Genomic DNA, 21,856 nt, shown 5'->3' with positions numbered 1-21,856 from the left:
ATGTCTTGGTGTGAATTCGTAGGTGCTGTGCGTGGTCTGAACTAAGACGCGTTGGTCAGGTTTACATCGCCACTCCGCAGGGTTGGCACGCAGTCACTGCGTGATCGACAGGAGGGGAGGGTGGCGGATTACATGGCGACACATGGCGCAGAAGACCGCAGTGGGCCATCGCCTGACGAAACTCGGCGATCGGGTTGGCAGTCTGTTGCCATTCTGCCAACACTTGAGGCGACTCGTGTTGCATACGCTGGCACGTGTCGCCCTCGGTGACGTGCAGAAGTGCCTTCACCAACGATTCGAGATCGCCGGCAGGCACGGTGTGCCCGTTGCGGCCGTGTTGAACGAGTTCTGGAACAGCTCCTACAACGTCGGTCGTGACAATCGCAAGTCCTGCCGCGGCGGCCTCGACTACCACCACGCCCCATGGCTCGTGTTGGCTAGGTAGCAGCAAGGCGTCACAGCACGCGTAGATGCCCGCCATTTCATCGGGGTTGCTGACGAACCCCGTGAAGTGAACACGGTCGCGACACTCGGACGGGATCAGCGACTCGACTTCTGTGCGAAGAGGCCCATCGCCTACCATCACCAGATCCCAGTCGGGCCGCTCGCTGGCGAGCGCTACGAAGGCTCGTACCGCTAGGTCGGGTCGCTTGACGGGCATCATTCGAGCTGAGAAAACTAGCCGCCGCTGGCCGTTCTTGAGGAAGGGATACTTGCCTTGGGTGCGCGCGACTAGTTCGACGGGGGTGTCGCTCAGTACTTCGACATCCGGGAAGAACGGGAACCAGAACACAGGCTTCTTGGCGCCGCCGTACTGCACGAGTAAGTCACGGCCCAGCTTCCCGCAAGGCATCAATCCCGTCGCACATTTCACCGCCGGGCTGTAGGCGAGCTTCTTAAACCAACGGGCCGGATGGCTCAGCTTTTCGCCGCGGACGTTGAAGTCGCCGGTAAGGAAGCACGGGATATTGTTTCGCCGGCACCAACGAAGAATACGTAGCCTTCCTACGTCGCCACATCCCTGGCACAGCACGGCGGCCACTTGGTGGTCTTTTAGCCAGCGAATGATTCGCCCGGCCTTACGCCATTCGCGAAGCGAGTATCGGAGCTGGGTCTGCTCGTTGGTCGGCTCACCTTGGCCGAAGCTGACGGGGCGAATGCTAGGTGGCACGGCCATGTCGGCCCATCGCTGGTAGGCATTGCCGTGAGTGGTAAGCGTCCACAACTCTACTTCGGGCACTTCGCGAACGAGTTGCTCGTGCAGGTACTGGCGATAAGGCGTCACCGAATTGGTCACCACCGCGACGCGCGGCGGCGCGCCATCCGCAGCGACATTCGCTGTCGGAAGAGTGTCGAAGGTGGTGGTAGCGGATTGCATTTATCTAGCCAAACGTGTACGTGTCGTCCGAAAGGAGGCCTACTCCAGGTAGAAATCCGAAGCGAGCGTGCCAGCCTTTTGCTCTTCGAGCCGAACGGATGCCGTGCGGTGATTCTTGTCGCGCAGCATGACAGCCGTTGCCAGATCCTCGTGCATCACGTCCATGTGCTCGCGGAGGAACTGCGAAACCACGCTGTCGTTAATCTGGGATTGCCCGAACCGCGTGGTGCAGTACCAGATGCGGTCGTGATCGGCAAACAGCTTCTTCACCTGCTCCAAGTCGTACAGCATTACCGCGCCGCTACGGCGATCGCGTGGCACCTCTTCGGTGTCGCCAATGGTCGCTTGCAACACCAGCCGGGTTTCCAGCCAGTAGTCCACGGGAATCGGTTGCTCTTCCTCACCGGCGAGCACCTTGAACTGAAACTCTTGGGCATGCGGCAGGATGGAGATGACGATATCGCCGGGCTGATAGTTCTCCTGCACGTATCGAGACGACTCTTCCCAATCGGGACTGCGAATCTGTCCCACGCCCTGCGCGGCGACGACAAAGCTCTTGAGTTCGCTGGCGTTGACGAGCCACCCGCTGCCGGCCGCCAACGCAATCAATAACGTCGTGGCGGCGATGGAGTTGGCGTACAGATTGAAGGCCGAATTGCGCGAATCGCGAACCGCTCGGTACAGCCCATCGACCATCGCCACCAGCGATGCCCCGGCCAGCAGGATAACGAGCTCGGTCAGATGGTACGCGTAGCGGTTAGTCTTTAGGGGCAAGAAGGCTGCCATCAAGCCCGCGTTGGTAAGTAGGCATACAAGGACGAATCGGATTGGCGTTCGCCAGCGATGTTTCACCGCCAATACGGCAGCGGCGATCACAGCCAGAGTGGGTAGCAGTGCGTCACGAGTCCAGGACGAATTTAGCAAGTAAAAGTCGGCGTCGAAGAAGGGAAAACGCCACATGGGTTCGAGCTGCAGCGAGCTAATACCAGTGCCGTACCAGAGCCGCTGTGTTTGCTGAAGGATACGGTGGGAATTCTGAGCGACGACGACCAGGACGACCAAAAGCGAGACAGAATAGACAGCAGGGGTGGTCAGCACACCAAGAAGATGACGTCGGCGAAGGAGCAACGTCGCGAAAACGAGGCCAATAGCGTACAGGCCGCTCCCCTCCCAGCTTAGATACATAGCAATGAAGCTGAGCCCCGCCGCCCATACGTAGCCTGTGCGCAGTTTGCCCACACCGCGGACGGCTTCGAACGCGAAGAAGGTTGTAAGTAGCGTGAAGAACTGCACCTCGGATAAGTACCGCCCAAAAGTCGCCATACCAATGACGTGCGGCGACACAGCGAACAGGAATGCCGCGACAAAGCCCGCGCAGGCGTTGAACCACTTCGTGCCCGCGTATCCGATCAGAAGCAAAGTGGCCATCGACCAGAGCGCCGCGGGAATGCGAATGACCAGTCGTGGGTCGTCGACGAAAAGCGCGCAAAGGGCGTTGAAGTAGTACGACAGTTCGCTGGTCGAGCAGTAGCTGGTGGGCAAGTCTTCATGCACGCGGATTGCCGGAAAGCCATACTCGAAGATGGACATCGTGAAGTTGTAGGCACTCACCTCGTCGTGGTGAATCGCTTCGTCGAGGATCCACTCCACACGCAGCCAGCCCGCGAGCACCACAAGCATTGCCCACGCACCCCAGAAGGCGAGCTGCCCGCCACGACGCGCGAGATGGCCCTTTGAATTCGCCGGCTGCGTGCTCAGCTTGATTGTGGCGAGCACCAGCAGCAGCACCCACAGCACCACAGGCAATAGAGCTAACACCAGCAGGTAACGCGTCTGATACACGTCACGACCGGTCCACGCCAAATCCCAGGTCATTAGCCCACCGGTCGCGGCGAGAACAATACTTGGCAGCAGTGCCCAGCAGGGTAAGCCGCGGGACGTAGAAGGCTCACTCTTTTGCTGAGACCCGCCCAGCAACCAGTTGACGGCAACGCACCCAAGGGTGGCACCCAGTAACACCCCCATGACCACGCCGAACCACTCCGCCATAGCGATGAATCCAAACAGGGCAGGGGTATCCAGCGCCTGAAAGTCACGCGTAAACGTGCGCGGCACCACGCCGCCATAGCCGACTTCTTCACGGCAATTTTGCCAATCAGGCGTGCCGAGTTCGGCCTCAGACCAATTCGCATCGACGCCGGGTCGTGACATCCACGCTTGACTCGAAGTTATGTCTACCGGTCCGTGGTCCGAGGCAGCCGTGAGTTGAGCTTGTACGCGAGGCACGGCACCGGCGCCCGTTAGCGCGATCCGGACGTGGTTAGTTCCACTCCTAAGAAAAGGCGTAATATCAAGCGTCTTCTCCACCAACGGTCCATCGGGGTCCGTGCCCAACTCCAAGCGGTCGCTGACGATCACCCAGCCATTGATCGCTACCCGATAAGGCCCCGTGCCGGTGATTCGAAGCCAACTGCCCGTTGCCTGCGAGGCGAGCTTGAACTCGGTGGCGAGGGTCGCCGAACCGTGATCGGCTTCGGCGGGCGTGATCCAGGCGGCTGTGCGTGGAGTGGTGATTGCACCCGGCGGCAAGGCAACTTGGGCAATCCAGTGGGCGGACTCACCAACGGAGGGTGCGAGCCAATGGGTGTCCGGGTAGTCAACCTCGTACCAGAAGTGGCCCCGGCGATCGTATATAGGCGACGCCAACCACCCCTCGGCGTTGGAGAGCGATACCACTTCGCTACTTGCAAAGTGACACTCGCCATCGATCGCCACCGTGGGCACCCGATCGTGGATTAGCTGCCGGGCGTGGATGGCGACCGTGTTTTTGCCTTCATGCAAGTTCGATGTGATGTCGAGCAAGACCGCTCCCACGCGACCGCTGCCGACCTTCGGCGCTTGGCCAACTTGCTCGCCATTGACGAACACCTCCACGGCGTCGTGCCCCATTACCTGCAACCACGCGTACTCGGGGGCTTCGGTGAATGTCCAGGTCCTCCGAAGGTAAAGATGCTTCGTCTGTGTTTCGGCTTGCGGCGCAGCGATGGTCGGGGCATTGTTACGAACTTGGTACTCCGGCACAGTTGGCGCGTGCCATGTCCGGTAAGCGAAATCGCCCACCAAGACGGCGAACACCGTAAGAAGCACTAGTTGTGAAGTCCAAGTTCTCATCGTCACATTCCCAACCGACCCGATTGGGCTTTAAGGTTCGCGTACTTCGGCAGGTGAAAGTTGTCGAGCGACCGGTCGTACATCAACCGCGCCTTGGCGAAGTCGCCCGTCTTGAAGTAAGCATCGCCCAGCACTGTAGCGACGTCACTCGTCACCAGCCGGTCGCCCACTTGCGCGAGCCGTGGCAGGACGTCGCGCTCAAAGCCCTCGGCGCGGCCAGGGTTCGCTACGAGCGCCGAGGTGTTCTCGGCAATCCAGTGTCCTGGCATCCATGGAGCGACTCGCGATGCCTCGGCCCATTGAAGTTCTGCGGCCGTATAGTCGCCTACTTCAACTTGCGCCGCCGCCAGGTGGCCCATGATCTCGGCCAACAGCTCTCGCTTCGCGATACTTCTGTCTCGCTCGGCAACAAGAGGCAAGAGCACGGCTCGTGCTTCTTCGTAGTTGCCCTCGACCGCATTTTGGTGCGCGACGAAGAACGCGGCGGCCGGATCTTCGCGATCCTGCCGATAAGCTAATCTGCCGCGAGCAAGCTGATAGCGCCGGCTCATCTCTAGTTCCGGCATCGCCCACACTACGCCATCCAGTGCCAACTCGGCCTCGGCGAGTTGCTGCCGGTTCTCAAAGGCATCGGCGCGAAAGAATTCATACTCGGCGACCCAGCGCGGCCACGTAGCGGCCACGGCGAGCACAAGTCCAACGCCGGCCCAAACAGCGGTGCGGGTGAGCCGCTGGATGAACGTGCCGGAAGTTGCGACTAGCAGCCCGATCGCCGCGACGACCACGACCCATGGTCCGTAGACCATGTAGCGGAGGGGAAGCACGAGTGCATGCGTGTTGTGATGATGGCCGGCCGGTGTGTTGAGCTGACCCCGCGTCGCCAGTCGGTCGGGAGAACTCCCGGCCAGTAGTTCGTCGCTCTGCAGATGGAATACGTCGCGCAGCACGGCTCGCTGGCGAACCTCGCTTTCAAAGAACTCCATGAGCCCCGGATGATTCCACAACGCCGCCGCAACGGCGGGGAGGCTCACGGCAAGTACCACTCCCATTGCGAGCGAGGATCGATCGCGGCGAACCAGCACGAGCACAATTCCAACGACGACCGCCGCCAAAATGGGAGTCGCCACGCTCGTCATTAGCCAAGGCCGAGGCACTTCGGCCGCATACGGCGGAAAGAATGGCGCACCTGCGACGTTCGTCAGCGGAATGTGAACGCCCCGCAGGTCTCGGCTCATCGCCGGGCGCAACCAGGGACTTACTGCCAGCAGTCCGCAGACAACAAGCAACATAATGGACAGGCCACGGTTCGAGAGCACCGCGCGAGCGGCGCGTGCGCCGACGTCGAGCGAGACCTGGAGGCCTGCACGGAGTTTGCTGCCGTTCGTTGGAGAAACAGTTGTCACGATCTACGACTCAATCACTTACTATGTTGTTGCGCGAACTAGTTCTGGGACTACTTGGGAGCTGCGGCGAGATCGCTTCGCCCGCTCCACTCTTGCCAGTTAGCGTTGACGGCGTCGTTTTCCTTTACCGCGTCTTGGCCATAAACTACGATCTCGTCACCCGACTTCAGGCCATCAAGCACTTCTACGTACCCGGCTTGAACGACGCCCCCCGTACGAACTTCTTGAAGCTTCGCGCGGTTGTTTTCGACGCGAACTACCATCGCCTTCTGCTGATTCTTGATCACCGCAATGCTGGGAACCGCGGTACCGCTTGACTTGGCACAAGCAACCCGGGCGTATCCTGCGATGCCAGCGCGAATGCGATTGTCGGGGTTGGCGACTTCGATCAGCACGGGCAGCACCCGGGTCTTGGTTGAGACCACTGGCGACACCCGAACCACCTTGCCGGTGAACTTATCCTGAGGGAACGCATCGAGTACGATCTCCGCTGTTTGCCCCTCGGCCAGCGAGTCGCACCGCTCCATGGGATAGTCCATCTGCACGTAGATGGGGTCGAGCTGATGAATTACTGCCAGTTCCGATTGCCCGCTGAGTCGCATCTGCGGTGCGGCTTCCATTAACTCCACCACCCCATTGATGGGGCTCATCACCTTGCACAGTTCAAGGTCACGTTTCGCGAGCCCCAACTGCAACTCGGCCGACCGGACCGCCACCTCGGCATTCTTCACTTCCAAACCCGAGGCCGCTTTTTTCTCGTGCAGTTTGGTCATGATGGCGAACTCTTCCTTCGCCTGTTCGACCAAGGCTTCCCGCTCGCCGACGATTTGCTCGAACAGGGTGGGATTGAACTCCAGGAGCGTATCGCCCTTACCTACGGTCGAGCCAACGCCGCAGTTAACCACGGTTACTTCGCGATCGAGAGCTTCAGACGAGCTGTCCGGAATCGTGATGACGACCGATTGCGAGGGCATGGTCACGGCGGTGCCGCCGATAGTCTCAGCGAACTCTCGTTGTTCCGCTTTCACCGTGCGTACGGGAATCGGCTCATCGGCAGCGCGTGCGATATCAGGACTCCAGGCTTGCAGTGCCTCACGGGCCTGCCACTGCCAAGCGGCTACCGCTGCAATGATACAGCACAGTACGAAAGCTCCACCCAGACGGCGAAAAGTGTGAGGACGCATTGGTAAGTTCTCCGATGGGAGTGAACGTCGTTGCCGATGCCCACTGCTATGTCGCAACCCTCCATGACTTGGTTATGCAGCAGGAATCCAGGCCTGCCGCGGTTCTTGAGTTTCTATCTCACTTGGTCAGGATCCACGCGAAGGGGCGGCCGTCGGGGCGACCCCTCCGAATGAGCTTCGAAAGGCTCGCTGAAACACTTTGATATCTTCACGAGGCCACGCCCCCGTCACTACGCACGCCACTAGGTACACCAGGCTCGATGTCACGACGCCCAGCCCCAACCACAAGAGACTGGCGCCAGGTTCCACAAAGGGTCGTAGGGCAAAGTACATCGCGATTCCGGCAGGCAGTGCTCGGAGCAACTGCAGCACGCTTGGTCCGCGAAGGTTCATCGAGCGGAGCACCACGAGCCCCCACACCATTGCCACCAGTTCGCCCAGCAGCACCGCGGCACACGCGCCGTAGATGCCGAACATCAGAATGCCCAACGCACACAAGGGGATCTTGACCATCAGCGACCCGACCGACATCCGCCAGAACTTCTGCTCGGCATCGAGTGCCGTGAACGCGAATCGAAGTTGGACGTTCACAAAAGTTAGCACCGTGGCCCAAATCAGTAGTCGCAGCGGATCGATGGCTGCCGCAAACTCCTCGCCAGCGGTTTTTAGTACCAGAGGTTCGGCACAGGTCGCCGTCGCAATGCAAATCGGCAGCGACGCCAGCCAAAGCAGGTTGATGGTCTTGGCAAACGTGCGAGCGAATACGGTACGATCGACGTGCGCCGATCGGCTCAGCATCGGAAACGTGACCGAAACGATGGTCCGCGGCACCAATCTCAGCGGTTGCAGCGGGCGCGACGCGACGCTAAACAGACCAACGTTCACTGACGAACTTAGGAGAGCGAGCATGAGCGTGTCCAACTGCGTGACGCACTGCTGCACCACATCACCAATGCCCAACGGAATCGACTCGGTGAACCACCGGCGCACCATTTCCACGGATAGACGAACGGCTGGACAGCACCATCCCGCGAGCAGCATGCCCCACACCAACACCATCGCCAAAAGATTGCTGGCCGTGTAGGCGATGTAGGCATCAAGCGTGCCATGGTCGCTCCCATGCACCCACATCCAAATGAATCCGCAAAACGCGGCTGACTGAACTACGCGGGCCAAGTTCTCAAATTCAAATCGCTCGAGACCACGGAAGATGTTCGATGCAAAGTCGATGGCGTGGCGAGCAACCATCGCGAGCGCCGCGACAATCAGCAGCCACCAGGGCACCTCTCCTAGCGTGAACCACATCCAGGGAATGCTCACCAGCATGAACAGGCTTATCGAAATCGTGCAGACGACGAGCATCACCCCCATCGACTCGGCGACCAACGTCCGCAGATTCTCGGGTTCTCGGGCTACTCGACGTGTCAGGACGGTCGAGGTCCCGGCATCGGCGATCCAGTGAATCACGGCACTGATGGCGAACAACGTGAAGTACACACCCATCGCGGCCGCACCCAGCCGCTGGGCCATTGTGAACAGCGCAATGAAGTTGAGCGGCACAATCAACGCCATGCCGACGGCGTTGAACGTGCTATTTCGCACGACGCGCGGCAACCAACCCGCATGCTCGGAAGGACCGGCATGCAGCTTGGCGTCAGATGGTGGTTCGCGATGGCTCATAGGTAACTGCGCAGCGGCGATAGGCCTTTCAATCGATGTATCCCAGGGCGCGAAGCCGGTCGGCGATGGCTTGGTCGTCCGCGGCGTCGTAGTCCACGTGGTCGGCTACCGCCGCACATTGGCCAACCGCGGCGCCGATGGCGACTTCAGTCGACACCATGCTCTCGTCCAGGGCTTCGACAAGCACCGAGCCGTCCATGTCGGCGGGGACGGGAACTTCCAGTAGATGGAGAATGGTCGGAGCAATGTCCCAGATGTTGGCACCGTGAATCTCGCGGCCTTCCCGAATGGGTCCACCTTCGGCAAGGAAGATGCCGAAGTCGCGGTGGCTACCCGATCGCGACACTTTGTCCGGCGTCACGCGCTCGGTCCACGACTTGCCGCTCGACTTCGAACTGACTTTGAAGGCGTACGAATAGTTCTCGAACTCGTTCCAATGAACCAGGATGTCCGGCGCTTCGTCCAGATAGGGGCCGTCGTAGATATCTTCGCGGCGATACGCGCCCAGCACGACAGGTTCGCCCGTTTCGGGATGACGCCACTCTTCAAGTTGCTTGATCAGTCGGCTCCGCAGCGCCTCGTACTCTTCGCCCGGCTCCACGGTACCCGATGGCTGTCGACCTTTTACGTTGATCCGCAGCACGGGGTAGTAAGGATTCTCTTCGAAGTAGGCTTGTGTTCCCAGCCAGTCGATAATCCCGTAGCGAACCTGTGCCTCGAGCCCGCCGATGCGACTCTTTACCATCTGGAAAATCAACCGTTTCACACGGCTAGGAAGTTTCGCAACCGCCCACATCTTCAGGGCGTCGAGCCGGCGTGATGCCCAGTTCGCGAGCCCACCACGGAACTTCAACAAACCCTCGTCGCGGAGCCAGCAGTTCGGATAGAGAGCCATGTCGCTCACACCGCCAAAACCGTGATCCGACATCATGAGCAGCGTCGTGTCCATTGGCAGCAGGTCGCGGAGCTCACCGAGTTGCCGGTCCAACTCTTGGTACACGCGCAGGATGGCGTCCCGCATGTTCGAAGGCTCGGCTGAATAAAGCGGCGACTCGGGATCGCAGTACTTCCAGAAGTCGTGCCCGACGCCGTCCGACTCGCCGAACAAGATCATCGCGCAATCCCACTCTTTGGTGGTGATCAAGTACTTGGTCGTCTCTGCTTTACGGCGAATCGCCTCGACGATCTTTTCGAGGGCCAGATCGAGGCGACCCTGATTGATCTCAGCGATGGGGAACGAACCCATGGGATGCCCACCCACTTCGCGGAGCAACTCTTCGCAGAGCTCCGGCGGATGCATGCCTCGCGCGTCGAGCATCGAGTCGCTTCCGCCGACGCCCGGGGCGTCGAAGCCGCTGAGCATGATGCCGTTGACCTTCTCCGGCGGATAGGTGCAGGGGACGGAGATCGAAATCACCTTCTTGCCCGCGTCGCCGAGCAGCTTCCAAAACGTGGGGGCCTTTCGCTGCCCGCCGTTGATGAATTCCAGGTCGTAGGTACCGGGGCGTTGGCGTGTGAAATCGAAGATGGCGTGCTTGCCCGGGTTCTTTCCGGTCATGAAGCTCGTCCACGCCGGGAACGTCATCGGCGGAAGCGTCGAGCGCAGGCTCCCATGCACACCCGCCCCCATGATGGAAGCGATGTTCGGCAGTTTCCCCTCGGCAACCCACGGCTTGATCAAGTCGAAGGTCGCACCGTCCCATCCAACGATAAAAACTCGGCTCATCTCACAACTTTCTCTACGAACTCACAAACAGCATTCGAGCGACAGCAACACGCACGACCCGCTACTTGATGTATCCCAACGCTTGCAGCCGCTTGGCGATTAGCTCCGACTCGTCCTCGGTAAACGAAATCTCGCCGGCATGGGTGTCGTCGGACTCGTGCCGAGGCTCACCCGTCACGATCTCCCACTCGATGGGATTGGCGGCGACAAACTCCTCGTCCAGCGCTTCGACCAGCACGCGTCCATCCATGTCGTCCGGCACCGGAAGACCCATCAGGTAAAGCACGGTGGGCGCGACATCGATAATCTTTGCGCCCCCAAAGGCAAACCCCTGACGGAACGGCCCGCCACTCGCCATGAACACGCCATCGAGTCGATGCGATCCGGCAAACTCCACACCTCCTTGGATTGGAGCGTTGGAACGCTCGATGTTCGGGTAGACATCCTTGACCGGCGCGCTCTGGTCGAGCAGGAACCCGTCCTCCCACCACGATGGCAACACTTCAGGAGCACGCTCGGTGTGAGGGCCCTCGTAAATGTCGTGGGGGAAGTAGCAGTTGCTCACCGCCGGCTGACCCGTTGCAGGATCGGTCAGTCCTTTGAGGGCCGCGACCACTTGGCTGCGAAGATCGATCGCTTCGCCGTTTCGCTCACCCGTTTGATTGGTGAGCCACACCGCAGGGCTTGAGCGGTAGGCCTCGTTGCAATGGGCCCGAGTATTTGGCCAATCGACTTCGGCCTCGTCCAGATTCTCGAACCACACTCGCACCTTCGGCAGCAGGCCGGCGAGCGTCCGCTTCATGTCGGACGACAGCCGCGACCGAAGCATCTCGTCGAGCCAATGGGCCGCCTTACGGAGGATGCTCGGCCGCTCTTTGGTTTGGGCGAACTTCAACAGACCTGCGTCGCGAAGTACCTGATTGAGGCGCAGGCGAATGTTCGACGTGGGTCCAAACCCGTGATCGGACATTACCAGCACGATGGTATCGTCGTCCACGTCGTCTAGCAGCACGCCGAGTTGCTCGTCGATGTGCATGTACGTGTCGCGAATGGCATTGCCGAACTCCGCGGCACCTTCGGCATCGTGCTTGTCGTGGTTGGGGTCCATGAAGTGCCAGAAGTGGTGCTGCACTTGATCGGTCGCCCCATAGACAATCATGCGGAAATCGGCCGGGCGCTGCTTACTCAGGAGGTCGAACGCGGCCGTGCGTGCCGACTCGGCGGTGAAGATATCCGCAAGTTGCTGGCGACGGCGTTCGTCGGTCCGCATGTTGCCAAGGTGCTGCTGGTCAATGCGATAGCGAATACCCGCTTGCTTGATCTCCTGGCGAATCTCCACCGGCCACATGAACGGACTGTGCTCGTGCGGTGTGTCGAGGCCCGATATCAAGAAACCATTCACCGGCTCTGGCGGATAGGTCATCGGCACGTTCACCACCCCGACGCGTCGCCCGTGGCGACTGAGGCACGCCCACAACGATTCGCCATCGCGGAACGACGCGTTGGTGAAACGAAACCCGGGACCATCGCGATCGGGCTCGACGAAGTCGAACAAACCATGCTTGCCAGGATTCTTGCCCGTGATGAAGCTTGACCAGGCGCACGGCGTGATGGGTGGAATGGTCGATTCCAGCCGGCTATGCGCGCCACTGCGAAGCAGTCGACCGAGATTGGGTAGCAGCCCTTCGTCGATCCACGGGAGCATCAAGTCCAGCGTCGCCCCATCAAGTCCAACAATCAACACGGAGTAGTTACGCGGTGGCATGAATCTCTACCTTCCCCTGCAAATAGCCTGCTAGCGCCAATTCTTGTTGTTTCTCTTTGTGCCACACCGGAACGGCGGCGGGCCGCTGGGCAACCTGCTTCCAGTGCCGCGTTTGCTTGAGCATTTTCGTGTAAGCCTCGACCAAATGGCCTGACACCACCCGGCGATCATGATGCTCGCACACAAACCGATGCCCGCCGTCGGCAATGCGATGGCGGAGCTCGCGGTTCTTCAGCAACTGGACGATCGCTCCGCCCAACGACTCGCTGGTGTCTTTCGCGGCAAGCCACACGTGCTCGCCATGATTCACCCGGCTCGCCGAACTTGCGAACATCACGCATGGTCTCGACGCCGCCATGTAATTCAGCAGCTTGATTGGGAAACCCGGTGCCGAGGGTCGCGGGACCACCGCAATGTCGCACAGCGAGATCAGTTTGCGGCCCTTCTCCATGTCCGACGGGACGCGGAGGATCAAACTGCGATCCACGCCCAGCCGCGCCGCTTCGTCGAGCAGCGCTCGCTCGTGCTTGGGGTGCTGGATGGTCGAGAAAATCAATAGCTTCGCCCGCGGTTCGACGCGAAGCACGTGGACCATTGCCTCCAGCAACAGATCGAGTCGCTGAAACTTATCGATCACGCCCGAATACAGAATGATCGGATCGTCCCCTAGGCCCAATTGAGTCCGCAACTTCGCGCGATCCACGACTGGCAGCGACTCGACGTCAATGCCGAAGTTCAGCACCGGCTCGCTCCGTGAGGCCAAGCCCTTGGCGAGTAGAAACTCCTGCAAGTTGGTACTATGCGGCAGGCAGCGGTTGCCGATGCGCGGTACGGTGTTGTCGAGCACCCAAGCGAGCATGTCGGCTAGCTTGCGCGAGCGAAAGAAGTCGTAGCTTGCTAGCTCGTCGCCCATGGAATTGTGGGCGCTGTAAAGCACTGGCCGACGTACGAACGGTCGGACGCAGCCCGCCACCATCGCCGCCTCGTAGCCATGGGCGTGCATCAGGTCGAGTTTGTACTTCCGCATCACGTGCATCGCCGTGAAGATCATCTGAAAGTCGTACAGCGGCCGGCGGCGCGTTGGTCCGACCACCACGCGGCGTTCGCCCGTCCAATCGGCAATGCGATGATGGTGCACGCCATGAAGCGGCAAATTGTCGCCCATGTGATAGGAGACCACATGCACCTCATGCCCGCGCTCGGCCGTGGCTTCGGCCAGTTCCCGAATCGAGCCGGGCGTACCATGGTTCGCCGGGAACGGGCACGCGGCGAGCACGCACACCTTCAGCTTGCGGTGATCGGCAAACGGCTCGCCAGCGATCGCCTCACGGCGCACTGAGTTGAGCAGCAGGTCAGGTTTTCGAGGTTGCGACAGTTGGCTCATCGTGTTGTCGTCAGAGAGGAACTCGAAGCCACACCATTCAGTTCACCCGACTCGTCGACTAGCGTGTCGTCGAGCGCCGCGTGTGTTACGGTGTCGTCCAGTGAGGGATCGACTCGCCCCGGCAGGTCGAATACCCAGGGCTGCATATTCTTGTACTTGCGGACCACGGGCAGTTCGCGAAACGCCTTGAGGATCACCTTGAAGTTCGCCCCCGTGGCCTTCCCCAGCGAACGCGGATAGTGGTTCACCGGAACCTCGCCAATGGTCACTCCCCCACGAGCGCACTGGCACATGATCTCGGCACTAATACAGGCCCCTTCGGCTTCGAGATTCAGCCGATCGATCACGCGCCGCGGAAAGACCTTGAACGCACAATCGAGATCACGAATCTTCAGGCCCATCAGCGTGCGAATGACCATCTTCCAGCCAAACGCGTTGAACTTGCGCATCGCGTGGTCGGCACGGTCGTAGCGATACCCCACCACCACGTCGTAGTTCGGCAACTGCACCAACAATTGCGGCAGATCGAGCAGATTGAACTGCCCATCGCCATCCGTGAAGAACACCAACTCGCCCCGCGCTGCCCGAAGCCCGGTGGCAACCGATGCACCGTAACCACGATTCACTTCGTGTCGCACCAATCGGACGCGACTATCTTTGGCAGCAAATGCTTCTACTACCGCACAGGTCTCGTCCTTCGAGCCATCGTCGACGATCACGATCTCGAATTCGTCGAGAAACTCCGGCAACATAGCGATCGCCCCGGTTAGCACTTCGTCGAGTACTTGCGCCTCGTTATAGCAAGGCATGCAAATCGACATGGGAGTGGGAAGCGGAAACTCTCCCGTAGGCAGATCGCGACTTCGGGTGGTGGCCACCCAACGCGCTTGGCGGCGCAACAGATCGGTCAGTTGATCCTCTGTTACGAGCCCCGCGCGAATCAAGATCGCACCGAGTCGCCCCCCTTCTGACCGCTGCACCTCCAGCGCTTGCTCGATGTCCGCGGAACTAACGTCCGCAAACTGTCTGGCAAGTTCGCCAAGACGTGGCACCTCCAATTCAATGGGCCACATTACTTTCCCCCTACTCTCAATGGTTTGCGGGCACGTCGCATACGCTCTGCGCCGCAGTTCATCCCAGTTGTCTACACACTTAGCACTACACCCAACATTTGGTGTCCGCAAAGAACATTCGGGCCACCTACTGCGACCCTTGCGGACTACCCCCAGAATGTGCTCCCTCGCCCGGACAGTATCAACTACGAAGGCGACCTGTTCAACCTAAAACTACAACGAATTGTCTCAGAATGCTTACACAGGGTTTACACACCATTTACACATGCGCGTCGCGCAACAGCGCCTCGCGATCCAATCGCGCGACGCTACCCTATTGCTTCCAGTCACTGATCGCGCGTCGTGTAAATGTTGATTAACACTCAGGGCACAACCGCGTCGCGACGAACGCCGCACCCCGCAACTTATGGGCCAAGTACTCCAAGCGAGATGCTCCTATTCCTACCCCGAGTGCGTTGAACTCACTCTATCCACTCGAATAGACGAACGCGGGATACGCGAAGTTGCATGGCCGTTTATGCGTATAAGCGTGGCTATAAGTAGCAGCGTTCCGTCTAATGACACTGTTCCAGCACTCGGGTTTTTTATTCACAGTTCAAGCACACACTTTGAATCGAGCAGAGGCCACGCTGCTACCTACTTCGCCATTCACTGCCAGGTTTACGGGCAGCGATCACCAAATGCAAAGAGGATTTTCCCGCCAGCTATTGAATGGCACGTGCGGGATGACTAAGGTTGATCGCAGTGCACTACGGCAAGCGGCGGGCACAATTGTCCGGTGTTTTCACGTTGCCAACGTTGGGGACGGAGTTCCAATCGGACGGCGGACAAGCTCTGCGTAGTGCGACAACGTACCTAGAGTTTTTTAGGCTTTATAGTTCAGGCTTTATTGGCTCATTTCGTGCAATAGCTCATGCCCCCCCCAGCGGGTTAGGGCTCGCTCACGGAAACCGAGTTGGAGGGGAACTCTGCGATGACTGCACCTGCGAACAAGAACTTTCTGACCATCGTTTCGGGTTTGCCGCGCTCCGGCACGTCGATGATGATGCGAATGATGGAGACCGGCGGCCTGCCGGTGATGATCGACCTCATTCGCGAAGCCGACGACGACAACCCCAACGGCTACTACGAGTTCGAAGCGGTCAAGCACACCAAAGAAGATGCGAGCTGGCTCGACGATAGCGACGGCAAGGTCGTTAAGATGGTCTACCGCTTGCTCTACGACCTGCCTGAGGATCGCACCTACTACGTCCTCTTCATGGGTCGGCACCTCGACGAAGTGCTCGCGTCGCAGCGCGTCATGCTCGAGCGCCACGGTAACGGAGCCGATGGCATTACCGACGCGCAAATGCGTGCGATGTTCCAGGCCGAGATCGACAAGTTCTTCAAGTGGATCGCCGATCGGCCTTGTTTCAAGATGATCCGCGTCGACTACAACAACCTTCTAGCAGATCCCAAGGCCGAGCTGACCAAAGTCAACGAGTTTCTTGGCGGGGGACTGGATGTCGAAGCGATGGCCGCGACGGTCGATCCTTCGCTTTACCGAAATCGCAAAGCCGAAGCCGTCGCCAGTTAGAACCACTTCTAACGCACGAAGGTTGGTTGCGAGAGCGACTCGCGAGCGATCTCATGCCGCGCTGGCTGCATCGTTGGCTGTTGCAGAACTCCCGCGGCTATCGGAGTGGCTTCAATCGCTGGCATCGTGATGGGCATCGCCGCTGGCTCGAGGGCCATCGGCTGGAGCACCGCCACGAACGGAACGACCACTTGCTGCACTTCGCGCGGGGTGGCAGAAATTGGCTGTGCGACTTGGAAGTCGGGCACCTGGGCTACCTGAGCAGGCAAGCTTTCCAGCGGCTGCCAACGCCCTGCCGTGTAGCGGTCGCCCGGCACTAGGGCCAGCGGATTGCTCAACAATGGATGATGCGTGGCGAGTGGCGAAGCCGCGGCGCTCATCGGAGTTGGCTGCGCGACCGATTGCTGCACTTGAAAGTTCGGAATGCTCTCTGCAGTCACTGGCACCATAGCCGCCCGCACGGGCTGCGAAGGAACCTGCTGCACCTCAAACTGCTGCATCTCCGGCGAGGCTTGCAGTTGATCGCTCAGACCAAAACCTAGCTGCTGCTTCGCTACCGGTTGTTGCGCCAACGGTTGCCAACGAATCGGAGCGGGCTGCACCAGCTTCACCTCGGAGGCTACTGGCTGCGGGGCCACGACAGGTGCCGGCGACTCACTGACGGTGGCCGTTGGCGGAATTGCCATCCGTGGTTGGTCGAGCACATTCACTTCAATCTGCGGCATCGCGGGAATCGGCTGCAAGGCCGGCGCGGCCAATTGCGGGGCGGGGGCAGGAACGTACGGACGAACCTGGGCGGTCGGTCCTGCTACGTTGCGGGGTGCGGGGGCGAGCGTTTGCCTTGGGTCGTTCAGCACCAAGCTCGGCTGCGAAATCGTAGGCACCTCGACCGATTCGCGTGCCTCGGGCTGCGCGGCGGGAGCTTCAACCACTGCTTGCGGCAGATCGACCGAGGGCCACGCCTCGTCCATCGGCTGCAAGAAGTCTTCGTTGAACGTTTCGACGGGGGTGGTCGCCGCAACCGGGGCTCGCTCGGGTTGAATTGGAACCGGCGCGAACGGCACGGGGGCCGACGACGACGAGCTTCGCGAACCACTAGCGACTGGCACAGGGACCGCCGCAACTTCTGGCGAGACGCTCGGCAAGCTAACGGCAGATGGCTCCGGCGTGGCCGCTGGATGCTGCACCACGGGGTCGAGCGGCAGATTGTAGAGTTGCTCGGGCTGAACGGTTGGCGTTGCCGGCCGCGCTGGCGGGGCTTGCGACAAAGGTTGTTGCGGAGTCGCTGGGATCTGCGCCTGCGGTTCGGCAGCGGGTGCAGGGGCTGGGGCTGGCTGAATCGACTCGGGCGCGAGTACTTCCTCGGGCACTTGGAGCGTGCCGTCCCCTTCGATCTCCACCAGCCGGCGCGCGAGCAGCGTACCCTTCACTTCCTCGTACCGTGCTTGGGCCGAGTAATAGTCCGAGACAATGTTGTTCACGCGATACACCGCGTCGAGGTACTCGCGAAGGTTATCGAGGTAGAGTTCGAGAGCAAAAGCAGGGCTCATGCCAGCGGGCGGGGTATCGTACTGCGCCTTGGCAGCTTCGCCATACGTCCGCAGGGCGTCCACTCGATCCTGCGCGACGCCATACTGCCGATAGTCCCACACCATCCGGCGATGCGCGTCTACCACTTCGAACGAAGCTTGGTGCGCCACTTGGTCGAGCAACGATCGCTCGCGCATGATGTTCAGTTGTCTGGACCGAACCTTGGCTTTGGCTTCGCGGCGGCCGAGCGGCACCTGGAACGTCAGGCCCATTTCCCAGTCGCGATAGTCGTCCGCCGATTGCATCTCGAGCGAGTTACCAAGCTCGTTGCCAAGACCATTCAGCCGCCAGAACGCGTTGAAATCGAGCAACGGCTTCAGGCTATTCTCCGCTAGGACCTCTTCCTGCTGTGCGACATAAACCGCTAGGCGTTGACGCAGGACGTCGGGGCGTTGACGCAGCGCGGTGTAGACAGCCGACTCCACGGATTCGACTGGCGGAGCGAGCGTCGTAATCGCAATGGTCGTAAGGTAGTCGCCATCCGCTGGATTCACACCGATCAAGTTGCGAAGGACGATCTGGAACTCGTTCACCCGCGATATGATCTCCAGTCGGACTTGCTCCAAGCGGTACATCTCGGCCTTCGCACGCGCCACCTCGGCCGCGGTGCCGGCGTCACTGGCACCACGTTCGCTGCGAATCCGGACAACCTCGCGGTACAGTGGCAGAACTTCGTCAATGGCACGCAAGTTCTTTTCCTCAGCGTGCAGCGCCCAGAAGGCCGTCTCGACGCTACGCACCAAAGCCAAGACTTCTTGCTTAAATCTCCAGTCGGTCCGCTCTGCTTCAGCCGAGACGATGCGAATATTCGCCATCGTCACGTCCATGCCCAGGTTGCGGAGCAACGGCTGATTGACGCGGAACTGCGTGTACGAGAAGTACTGAGGGTTGGGGTCGAGCGACACGGGATTCTGTGGATTGAACAGGTAATCCACCACGCCATCCACGCCAAAGCGAGTACCGCCAGGCAGCAATTGATCGAGCGAGGTGATAAAGTCGGCGTTGTCGAGTTGCGGCGGGCGATTACCAATGCCGCTGAACGAAGTGCCCGGCGGAATGTCCTGCCGGTTCCAATACATGTTGGTCGTCCACATCGGATCGAAAATACCCCACTGCGCGTCGGCCTCCGCCGCGGCAATCATCGGATCATAGGTGGTGATCTCGCCGCGAATGATGTCGTTGTCCGAATTCGCATCCACAAGTCCCAAGTTGCGAACCACTTCGGAGTTGGAGAGTGCGATGTTGATCGCCTCGTACACCGACATCGCATTCCGAGGAGCCGTTGAGGGATCCAAATAGGCTTGGTCGTCCGGCACATGCACAGTCGGCAAGGGAATGCAGTTCGCCGCGCGAGAAGGGCAGCAAGGATCGTACTGGTTCTCGCAGCAATCAAGCGGCGGCACCATCGGACGAACCTGACCCTGCACCGCCGGCGATGTAAGGCTGATCACAGCAATCGAGGCAAGCAGAAACCAATGCCCTCGTCGAGCGCCGATGGAGCGCGACTGGTTCAACAGCCCTGCCCCTAGGAAGGAAGCAAGGCGAGTGGTTTCAGAAAATGCCATAAGTTTGTCTGCCGCGACTCAATCCTTGAGCAATACTATCCTGGTACCTGGTCTCCGCTATCTCCACGGAGCCAAACGCTTCGCCGGTCAGAGCGAAGCAGCAGCACAGCTAGCAACCCGCGGCGGGTGTGCATGCTGATTTCCTCCACTCTGGTATCGAACACCTTGGGCGCCACTCGGAGTGGAATCTTCGCAGCAAGCCGCACTCGGCGGCTGTCCTTTGGCAAGCTGTATTGCCTAACGCGAATCTGAGGTCGGGAAACCCGAGCGCTCACCTTCGCGTCGCTCTTCTCGCCGATAATCGGGCTGTGATATGCTTCGCGGCGGCCACACCCAGCGAGCTCCTTTCATGCCAGGCGAACATCTGGACTTGTCGAGCGACAGCACCTCCGCGGAACGCCCCCGTTCCGTAGGCCGCCACTACATTGGCGTCCATTTCGCCTGCTGCGACCTCTATCAGCGGATCTACGTCAACCGCGATCAAACGGCTTATGCCGGCTACTGTCCGCGATGTGCTCGACGCATTCGGTTCGAGATCGGACCGGGCGGAACCGACGCCCGCACCTTCCGTGTCTCTTAACGCCTGATGCTAGCACCGCGACTTCGCGTTGCGTGAAGCGCCGCAATCCGCTACGGTTCCGCGACTTCGTGGTTCCCTCAGCCTTCCATTGCAGAGCGATCTCCCCGTGCTCGACTTCGATGTCAAACGCTCGACCCGCCGCTGCGCCGCCACCAGCGTCGAGTTTGCGCCGGGTTCGAAGTACTACTCGGTGCTCGAGGCCGAGGGAGCAGAGGTAGTTCGCCGCGACTACGCCCGCGACGCTTGGCAGGGACCACCGGCCAGCGCCATTGGTTGGTGGGAGTCACACGTGCCCCTCGAAGGCGTTAGCAAACCGAAGCTCGCTCCCAGCGAAGTGGCGCTCGAACTGTTCGACCGCTGGCGGGACGACCCCGAGCATCAAGACTCCGTCTACATCCTCGCGCTATTCCTGGTCCGCAAGCGAGTATTCCGTTTCGCCGAAGCCGCGTTCGCCACGGTGTCGTCCGATGGCGAAGTGTTACGCGTATACTGCGCTTCGCGAGCGGCGGAATACGATGTGGCCGTCGTGCCGGTAACGCGCGACCGAGCGGCCGAGATCCAACAACAGCTCATGGACTTGCTGTATAGCGACTGCCAGTAGTTTTAGTTCCTTCCGAGAGTGGCCCAGCCTCACCGCGTGTCAAATCCTTTACTTCACCACCGAATAATCGTAGTCGCCTTGCTAATCGGCATGAGCGGGATGGTGGGATGCGTACGCAACAACTTCTTCCGACCTCCCGGACCCGCGGCACCCGTTGTTCTGCAAGGCACCCCAACCGCCCAGCAAATCGTCGCGGCGGTCAATGCGAATACGGCACGCGTCCGTTCCTACTACACCACCTCCGCCAAGTTCACCGTTCCCGGCATGGCGGGCATCCCGATGCTACGCGGCAATATCGCGCTCGAACGGCCGCTCAACTTCCGGCTCACGGCGGGCATCGCGCTCACCGGTGGTGACGAGATCGACATGGGCAGCAACTCCGAGCTCATGTGGCTCTGGGTAAAACGGAACGATCCCCCCGCGCTGTTCTTCTGCCGGCACGACCAGTTCGCCAACAGCGGTGCGCGGCAAGTCATACCCATCGATCCCACTTGGATCGGCGACGCTCTAGGTCTCGTGCAACTCAATCCCGCGGCGCAGTACGAAGGCCCCGTTCCGCGGCCCGATGGCCATTTCGAGCTACGCTCGCCGATTGATTCTCCTTCGGGTCCCATGACGCGGGTGATTGTGGTCGACGCGACGCGTGCGTGGGTTCTCGAACAGCACCTTTACAACTCAACCGGTGGAGCACCGGTAGCCAGCGCCATCGCCGAAGATTTTCGTTACGACGAAACAGTTCAGGTTTCGCTCCCACGCCGGGTAACGATTCGTGTCCCCGCCTCCGACCTTGCACTCACCATCGACGTCGGTCAGGTAGCACTCAACGTGGCGATTCCAAATGCTGCAGTGATGTGGACTCCGCCCTCTCTCGAAGGCTATCCGCGTGTAGACCTCGGCAGCATGCCTGCTGGCATGGCGTTCGACCCCCGGTCTATTCCGGCGACCAGCACGTTGCCTCCCGTTCAGACGCCAGCGGTTGTTGCTACTCCGGTGACAGTTCCACCAGCCATTCAGCAGCCCGCGACGCTCCCGGCCACCTCGACGCCAAGTGCGTATCAGCTTCCGCCGGGCGGCATCGCGCTCGATCCCGTATATCCAATTCGGTAAGGCCATTCTGCTTGTGGGGTTGGAGTTTCAGCAGGCCGCGGTCACAATGATCGCGGGTGCTTCATCTCCCTTT

General features: G+C 60.3%; 14 protein-coding genes. 4 read left to right on the top strand and 10 right to left on the bottom strand.

Annotated features, from left to right (window positions below; all coding sequences use genetic code 11):
* Positions 1 to 61 precede the first annotated feature (61 nt).
* The 9 genes from SH292x_RS09475 to SH292x_RS09435 all read right to left on the bottom strand — a co-directional run bounded on the left by SH292x_RS09475 (position 62) and on the right by SH292x_RS09435 (position 14,764).
* A complete protein-coding gene (locus tag SH292x_RS09475; protein WP_442485362.1) occupies positions 62 to 1,378 on the bottom strand; it encodes a glycosyltransferase family 4 protein in 1,317 nt (438 codons plus the stop codon).
* A 39-nt stretch (positions 1,379 to 1,417) separates the two neighbouring features.
* Positions 1,418 to 4,549: a hypothetical protein gene (locus SH292x_RS09470; protein WP_442485361.1), complete on the bottom strand. Its 3,132-nt coding sequence runs from the start codon at positions 4,547 to 4,549 to the stop codon at positions 1,418 to 1,420.
* Between the two features lie 2 nt (positions 4,550 to 4,551).
* The gene (locus SH292x_RS09465; protein WP_442485360.1) at positions 4,552 to 5,952 is read right to left on the bottom strand and encodes a hypothetical protein; all 1,401 of its coding nucleotides are present in this window, start codon (positions 5,950 to 5,952) and stop codon (positions 4,552 to 4,554) included.
* Positions 5,953 to 6,002: 50 nt separating this feature from the next.
* Positions 6,003 to 7,136: an efflux RND transporter periplasmic adaptor subunit gene (locus SH292x_RS09460; protein WP_442485359.1), complete on the bottom strand. Its 1,134-nt coding sequence runs from the start codon at positions 7,134 to 7,136 to the stop codon at positions 6,003 to 6,005.
* Positions 7,137 to 7,262: 126 nt separating this feature from the next.
* A complete protein-coding gene (locus SH292x_RS09455; RefSeq protein ID WP_442485358.1) occupies positions 7,263 to 8,816 on the bottom strand; it encodes a flippase in 1,554 nt (517 codons plus the stop codon).
* 28 nt (positions 8,817 to 8,844) lie between these two features.
* Positions 8,845 to 10,542: an alkaline phosphatase family protein gene (locus tag SH292x_RS09450; protein WP_442485357.1), complete on the bottom strand. Its 1,698-nt coding sequence runs from the start codon at positions 10,540 to 10,542 to the stop codon at positions 8,845 to 8,847.
* Between the two features lie 61 nt (positions 10,543 to 10,603).
* Positions 10,604 to 12,307, bottom strand: a complete 1,704-nt coding sequence (locus SH292x_RS09445) for an alkaline phosphatase family protein (protein ID WP_442485356.1) — start codon at positions 12,305 to 12,307, stop codon at positions 10,604 to 10,606.
* Positions 12,294 to 13,691, bottom strand: coding sequence for a glycosyltransferase family 4 protein (locus SH292x_RS09440; protein ID WP_442485355.1), 1,398 nt, complete (start codon positions 13,689 to 13,691; stop codon positions 12,294 to 12,296). The genes SH292x_RS09445 and SH292x_RS09440 overlap by 14 nt, the downstream gene beginning before the upstream one ends.
* Positions 13,688 to 14,764, bottom strand: coding sequence for a glycosyltransferase (locus tag SH292x_RS09435; protein WP_442485354.1), 1,077 nt, complete (start codon positions 14,762 to 14,764; stop codon positions 13,688 to 13,690). Before SH292x_RS09435 ends, SH292x_RS09440 begins: the two co-directional genes overlap by 4 nt.
* 973 nt (positions 14,765 to 15,737) lie before the next feature.
* On the opposite strand from SH292x_RS09435, the gene SH292x_RS09430 reads away from it, so the two are divergent.
* The gene (locus SH292x_RS09430) at positions 15,738 to 16,340 is read left to right on the top strand and encodes a sulfotransferase domain-containing protein (protein WP_442485353.1); all 603 of its coding nucleotides are present in this window, start codon (positions 15,738 to 15,740) and stop codon (positions 16,338 to 16,340) included.
* Between the two features lie 8 nt (positions 16,341 to 16,348).
* Here the strand turns inward: SH292x_RS09430 and SH292x_RS09425 are convergent, their stop codons facing one another.
* Positions 16,349 to 19,381 carry a TolC family protein gene (locus SH292x_RS09425; RefSeq protein WP_442485352.1) on the bottom strand — a complete coding sequence of 1,011 codons (3,033 nt, stop codon included), beginning with the start codon at positions 19,379 to 19,381 and terminating at the stop codon, positions 16,349 to 16,351.
* Between the two features lie 463 nt (positions 19,382 to 19,844).
* Here SH292x_RS09425 and SH292x_RS09420 point away from each other — a divergent pair, with 463 nt between their 5' ends.
* The 3 genes from SH292x_RS09420 to SH292x_RS09410 all read left to right on the top strand — a co-directional run bounded on the left by SH292x_RS09420 (position 19,845) and on the right by SH292x_RS09410 (position 21,783).
* On the top strand, positions 19,845 to 20,075 hold the full coding sequence (locus tag SH292x_RS09420; protein ID WP_442485351.1) for a hypothetical protein: 231 nt from the start codon (positions 19,845 to 19,847) through the stop codon (positions 20,073 to 20,075).
* A 106-nt stretch (positions 20,076 to 20,181) separates the two neighbouring features.
* A complete protein-coding gene (locus SH292x_RS09415; RefSeq protein ID WP_442485350.1) occupies positions 20,182 to 20,676 on the top strand; it encodes a hypothetical protein in 495 nt (164 codons plus the stop codon).
* Between the two features lie 90 nt (positions 20,677 to 20,766).
* Positions 20,767 to 21,783 carry a hypothetical protein gene (locus tag SH292x_RS09410; protein WP_442485349.1) on the top strand — a complete coding sequence of 339 codons (1,017 nt, stop codon included), beginning with the start codon at positions 20,767 to 20,769 and terminating at the stop codon, positions 21,781 to 21,783.
* Positions 21,784 to 21,856 lie beyond the last annotated feature (73 nt).

Origin of the sequence: Aeoliella fuhlenseeensis, from assembly GCF_052161615.1 — a bacterium.
In the GTDB taxonomy this organism is placed as follows: domain Bacteria; phylum Planctomycetota; class Planctomycetia; order Pirellulales; family Lacipirellulaceae; genus Aeoliella.
Note: the sequence above shows the minus strand (reverse complement) of the source record. Positions and strands in the feature narration are given on the sequence as shown.

Bases quoted from the DNA above. Each gene is read 5' to 3' on its own strand.
- SH292x_RS09470 (WP_442485361.1), bottom strand. From the start codon at position 4,549: ATGAGAACTTGGACTTCACAACTAGTGCTTCTTACGGTGTTCGCCGTC.
- SH292x_RS09440 (WP_442485355.1), bottom strand. From the start codon at position 13,691: ATGAGCCAACTGTCGCAACCTCGAAAACCTGACCTGCTGCTCAACTCA.
- SH292x_RS09445 (WP_442485356.1), bottom strand. From the start codon at position 12,307: ATGCCACCGCGTAACTACTCCGTGTTGATTGTTGGACTTGATGGGGCG.
- SH292x_RS09410 (WP_442485349.1), top strand. From the start codon at position 20,767: ATGAGCGGGATGGTGGGATGCGTACGCAACAACTTCTTCCGACCTCCC.
- SH292x_RS09455 (WP_442485358.1), bottom strand. From the start codon at position 8,816: ATGAGCCATCGCGAACCACCATCTGACGCCAAGCTGCATGCCGGTCCT.
- SH292x_RS09475 (WP_442485362.1), bottom strand. From the start codon at position 1,378: ATGCAATCCGCTACCACCACCTTCGACACTCTTCCGACAGCGAATGTC.
- SH292x_RS09435 (WP_442485354.1), bottom strand. From the start codon at position 14,764: ATGTGGCCCATTGAATTGGAGGTGCCACGTCTTGGCGAACTTGCCAGA.
- SH292x_RS09450 (WP_442485357.1), bottom strand. From the start codon at position 10,542: ATGAGCCGAGTTTTTATCGTTGGATGGGACGGTGCGACCTTCGACTTG.
- SH292x_RS09460 (WP_442485359.1), bottom strand. From the start codon at position 7,136: ATGCGTCCTCACACTTTTCGCCGTCTGGGTGGAGCTTTCGTACTGTGC.
- SH292x_RS09420 (WP_442485351.1), top strand. From the start codon at position 19,845: ATGCCAGGCGAACATCTGGACTTGTCGAGCGACAGCACCTCCGCGGAA.
- SH292x_RS09430 (WP_442485353.1), top strand. From the start codon at position 15,738: ATGACTGCACCTGCGAACAAGAACTTTCTGACCATCGTTTCGGGTTTG.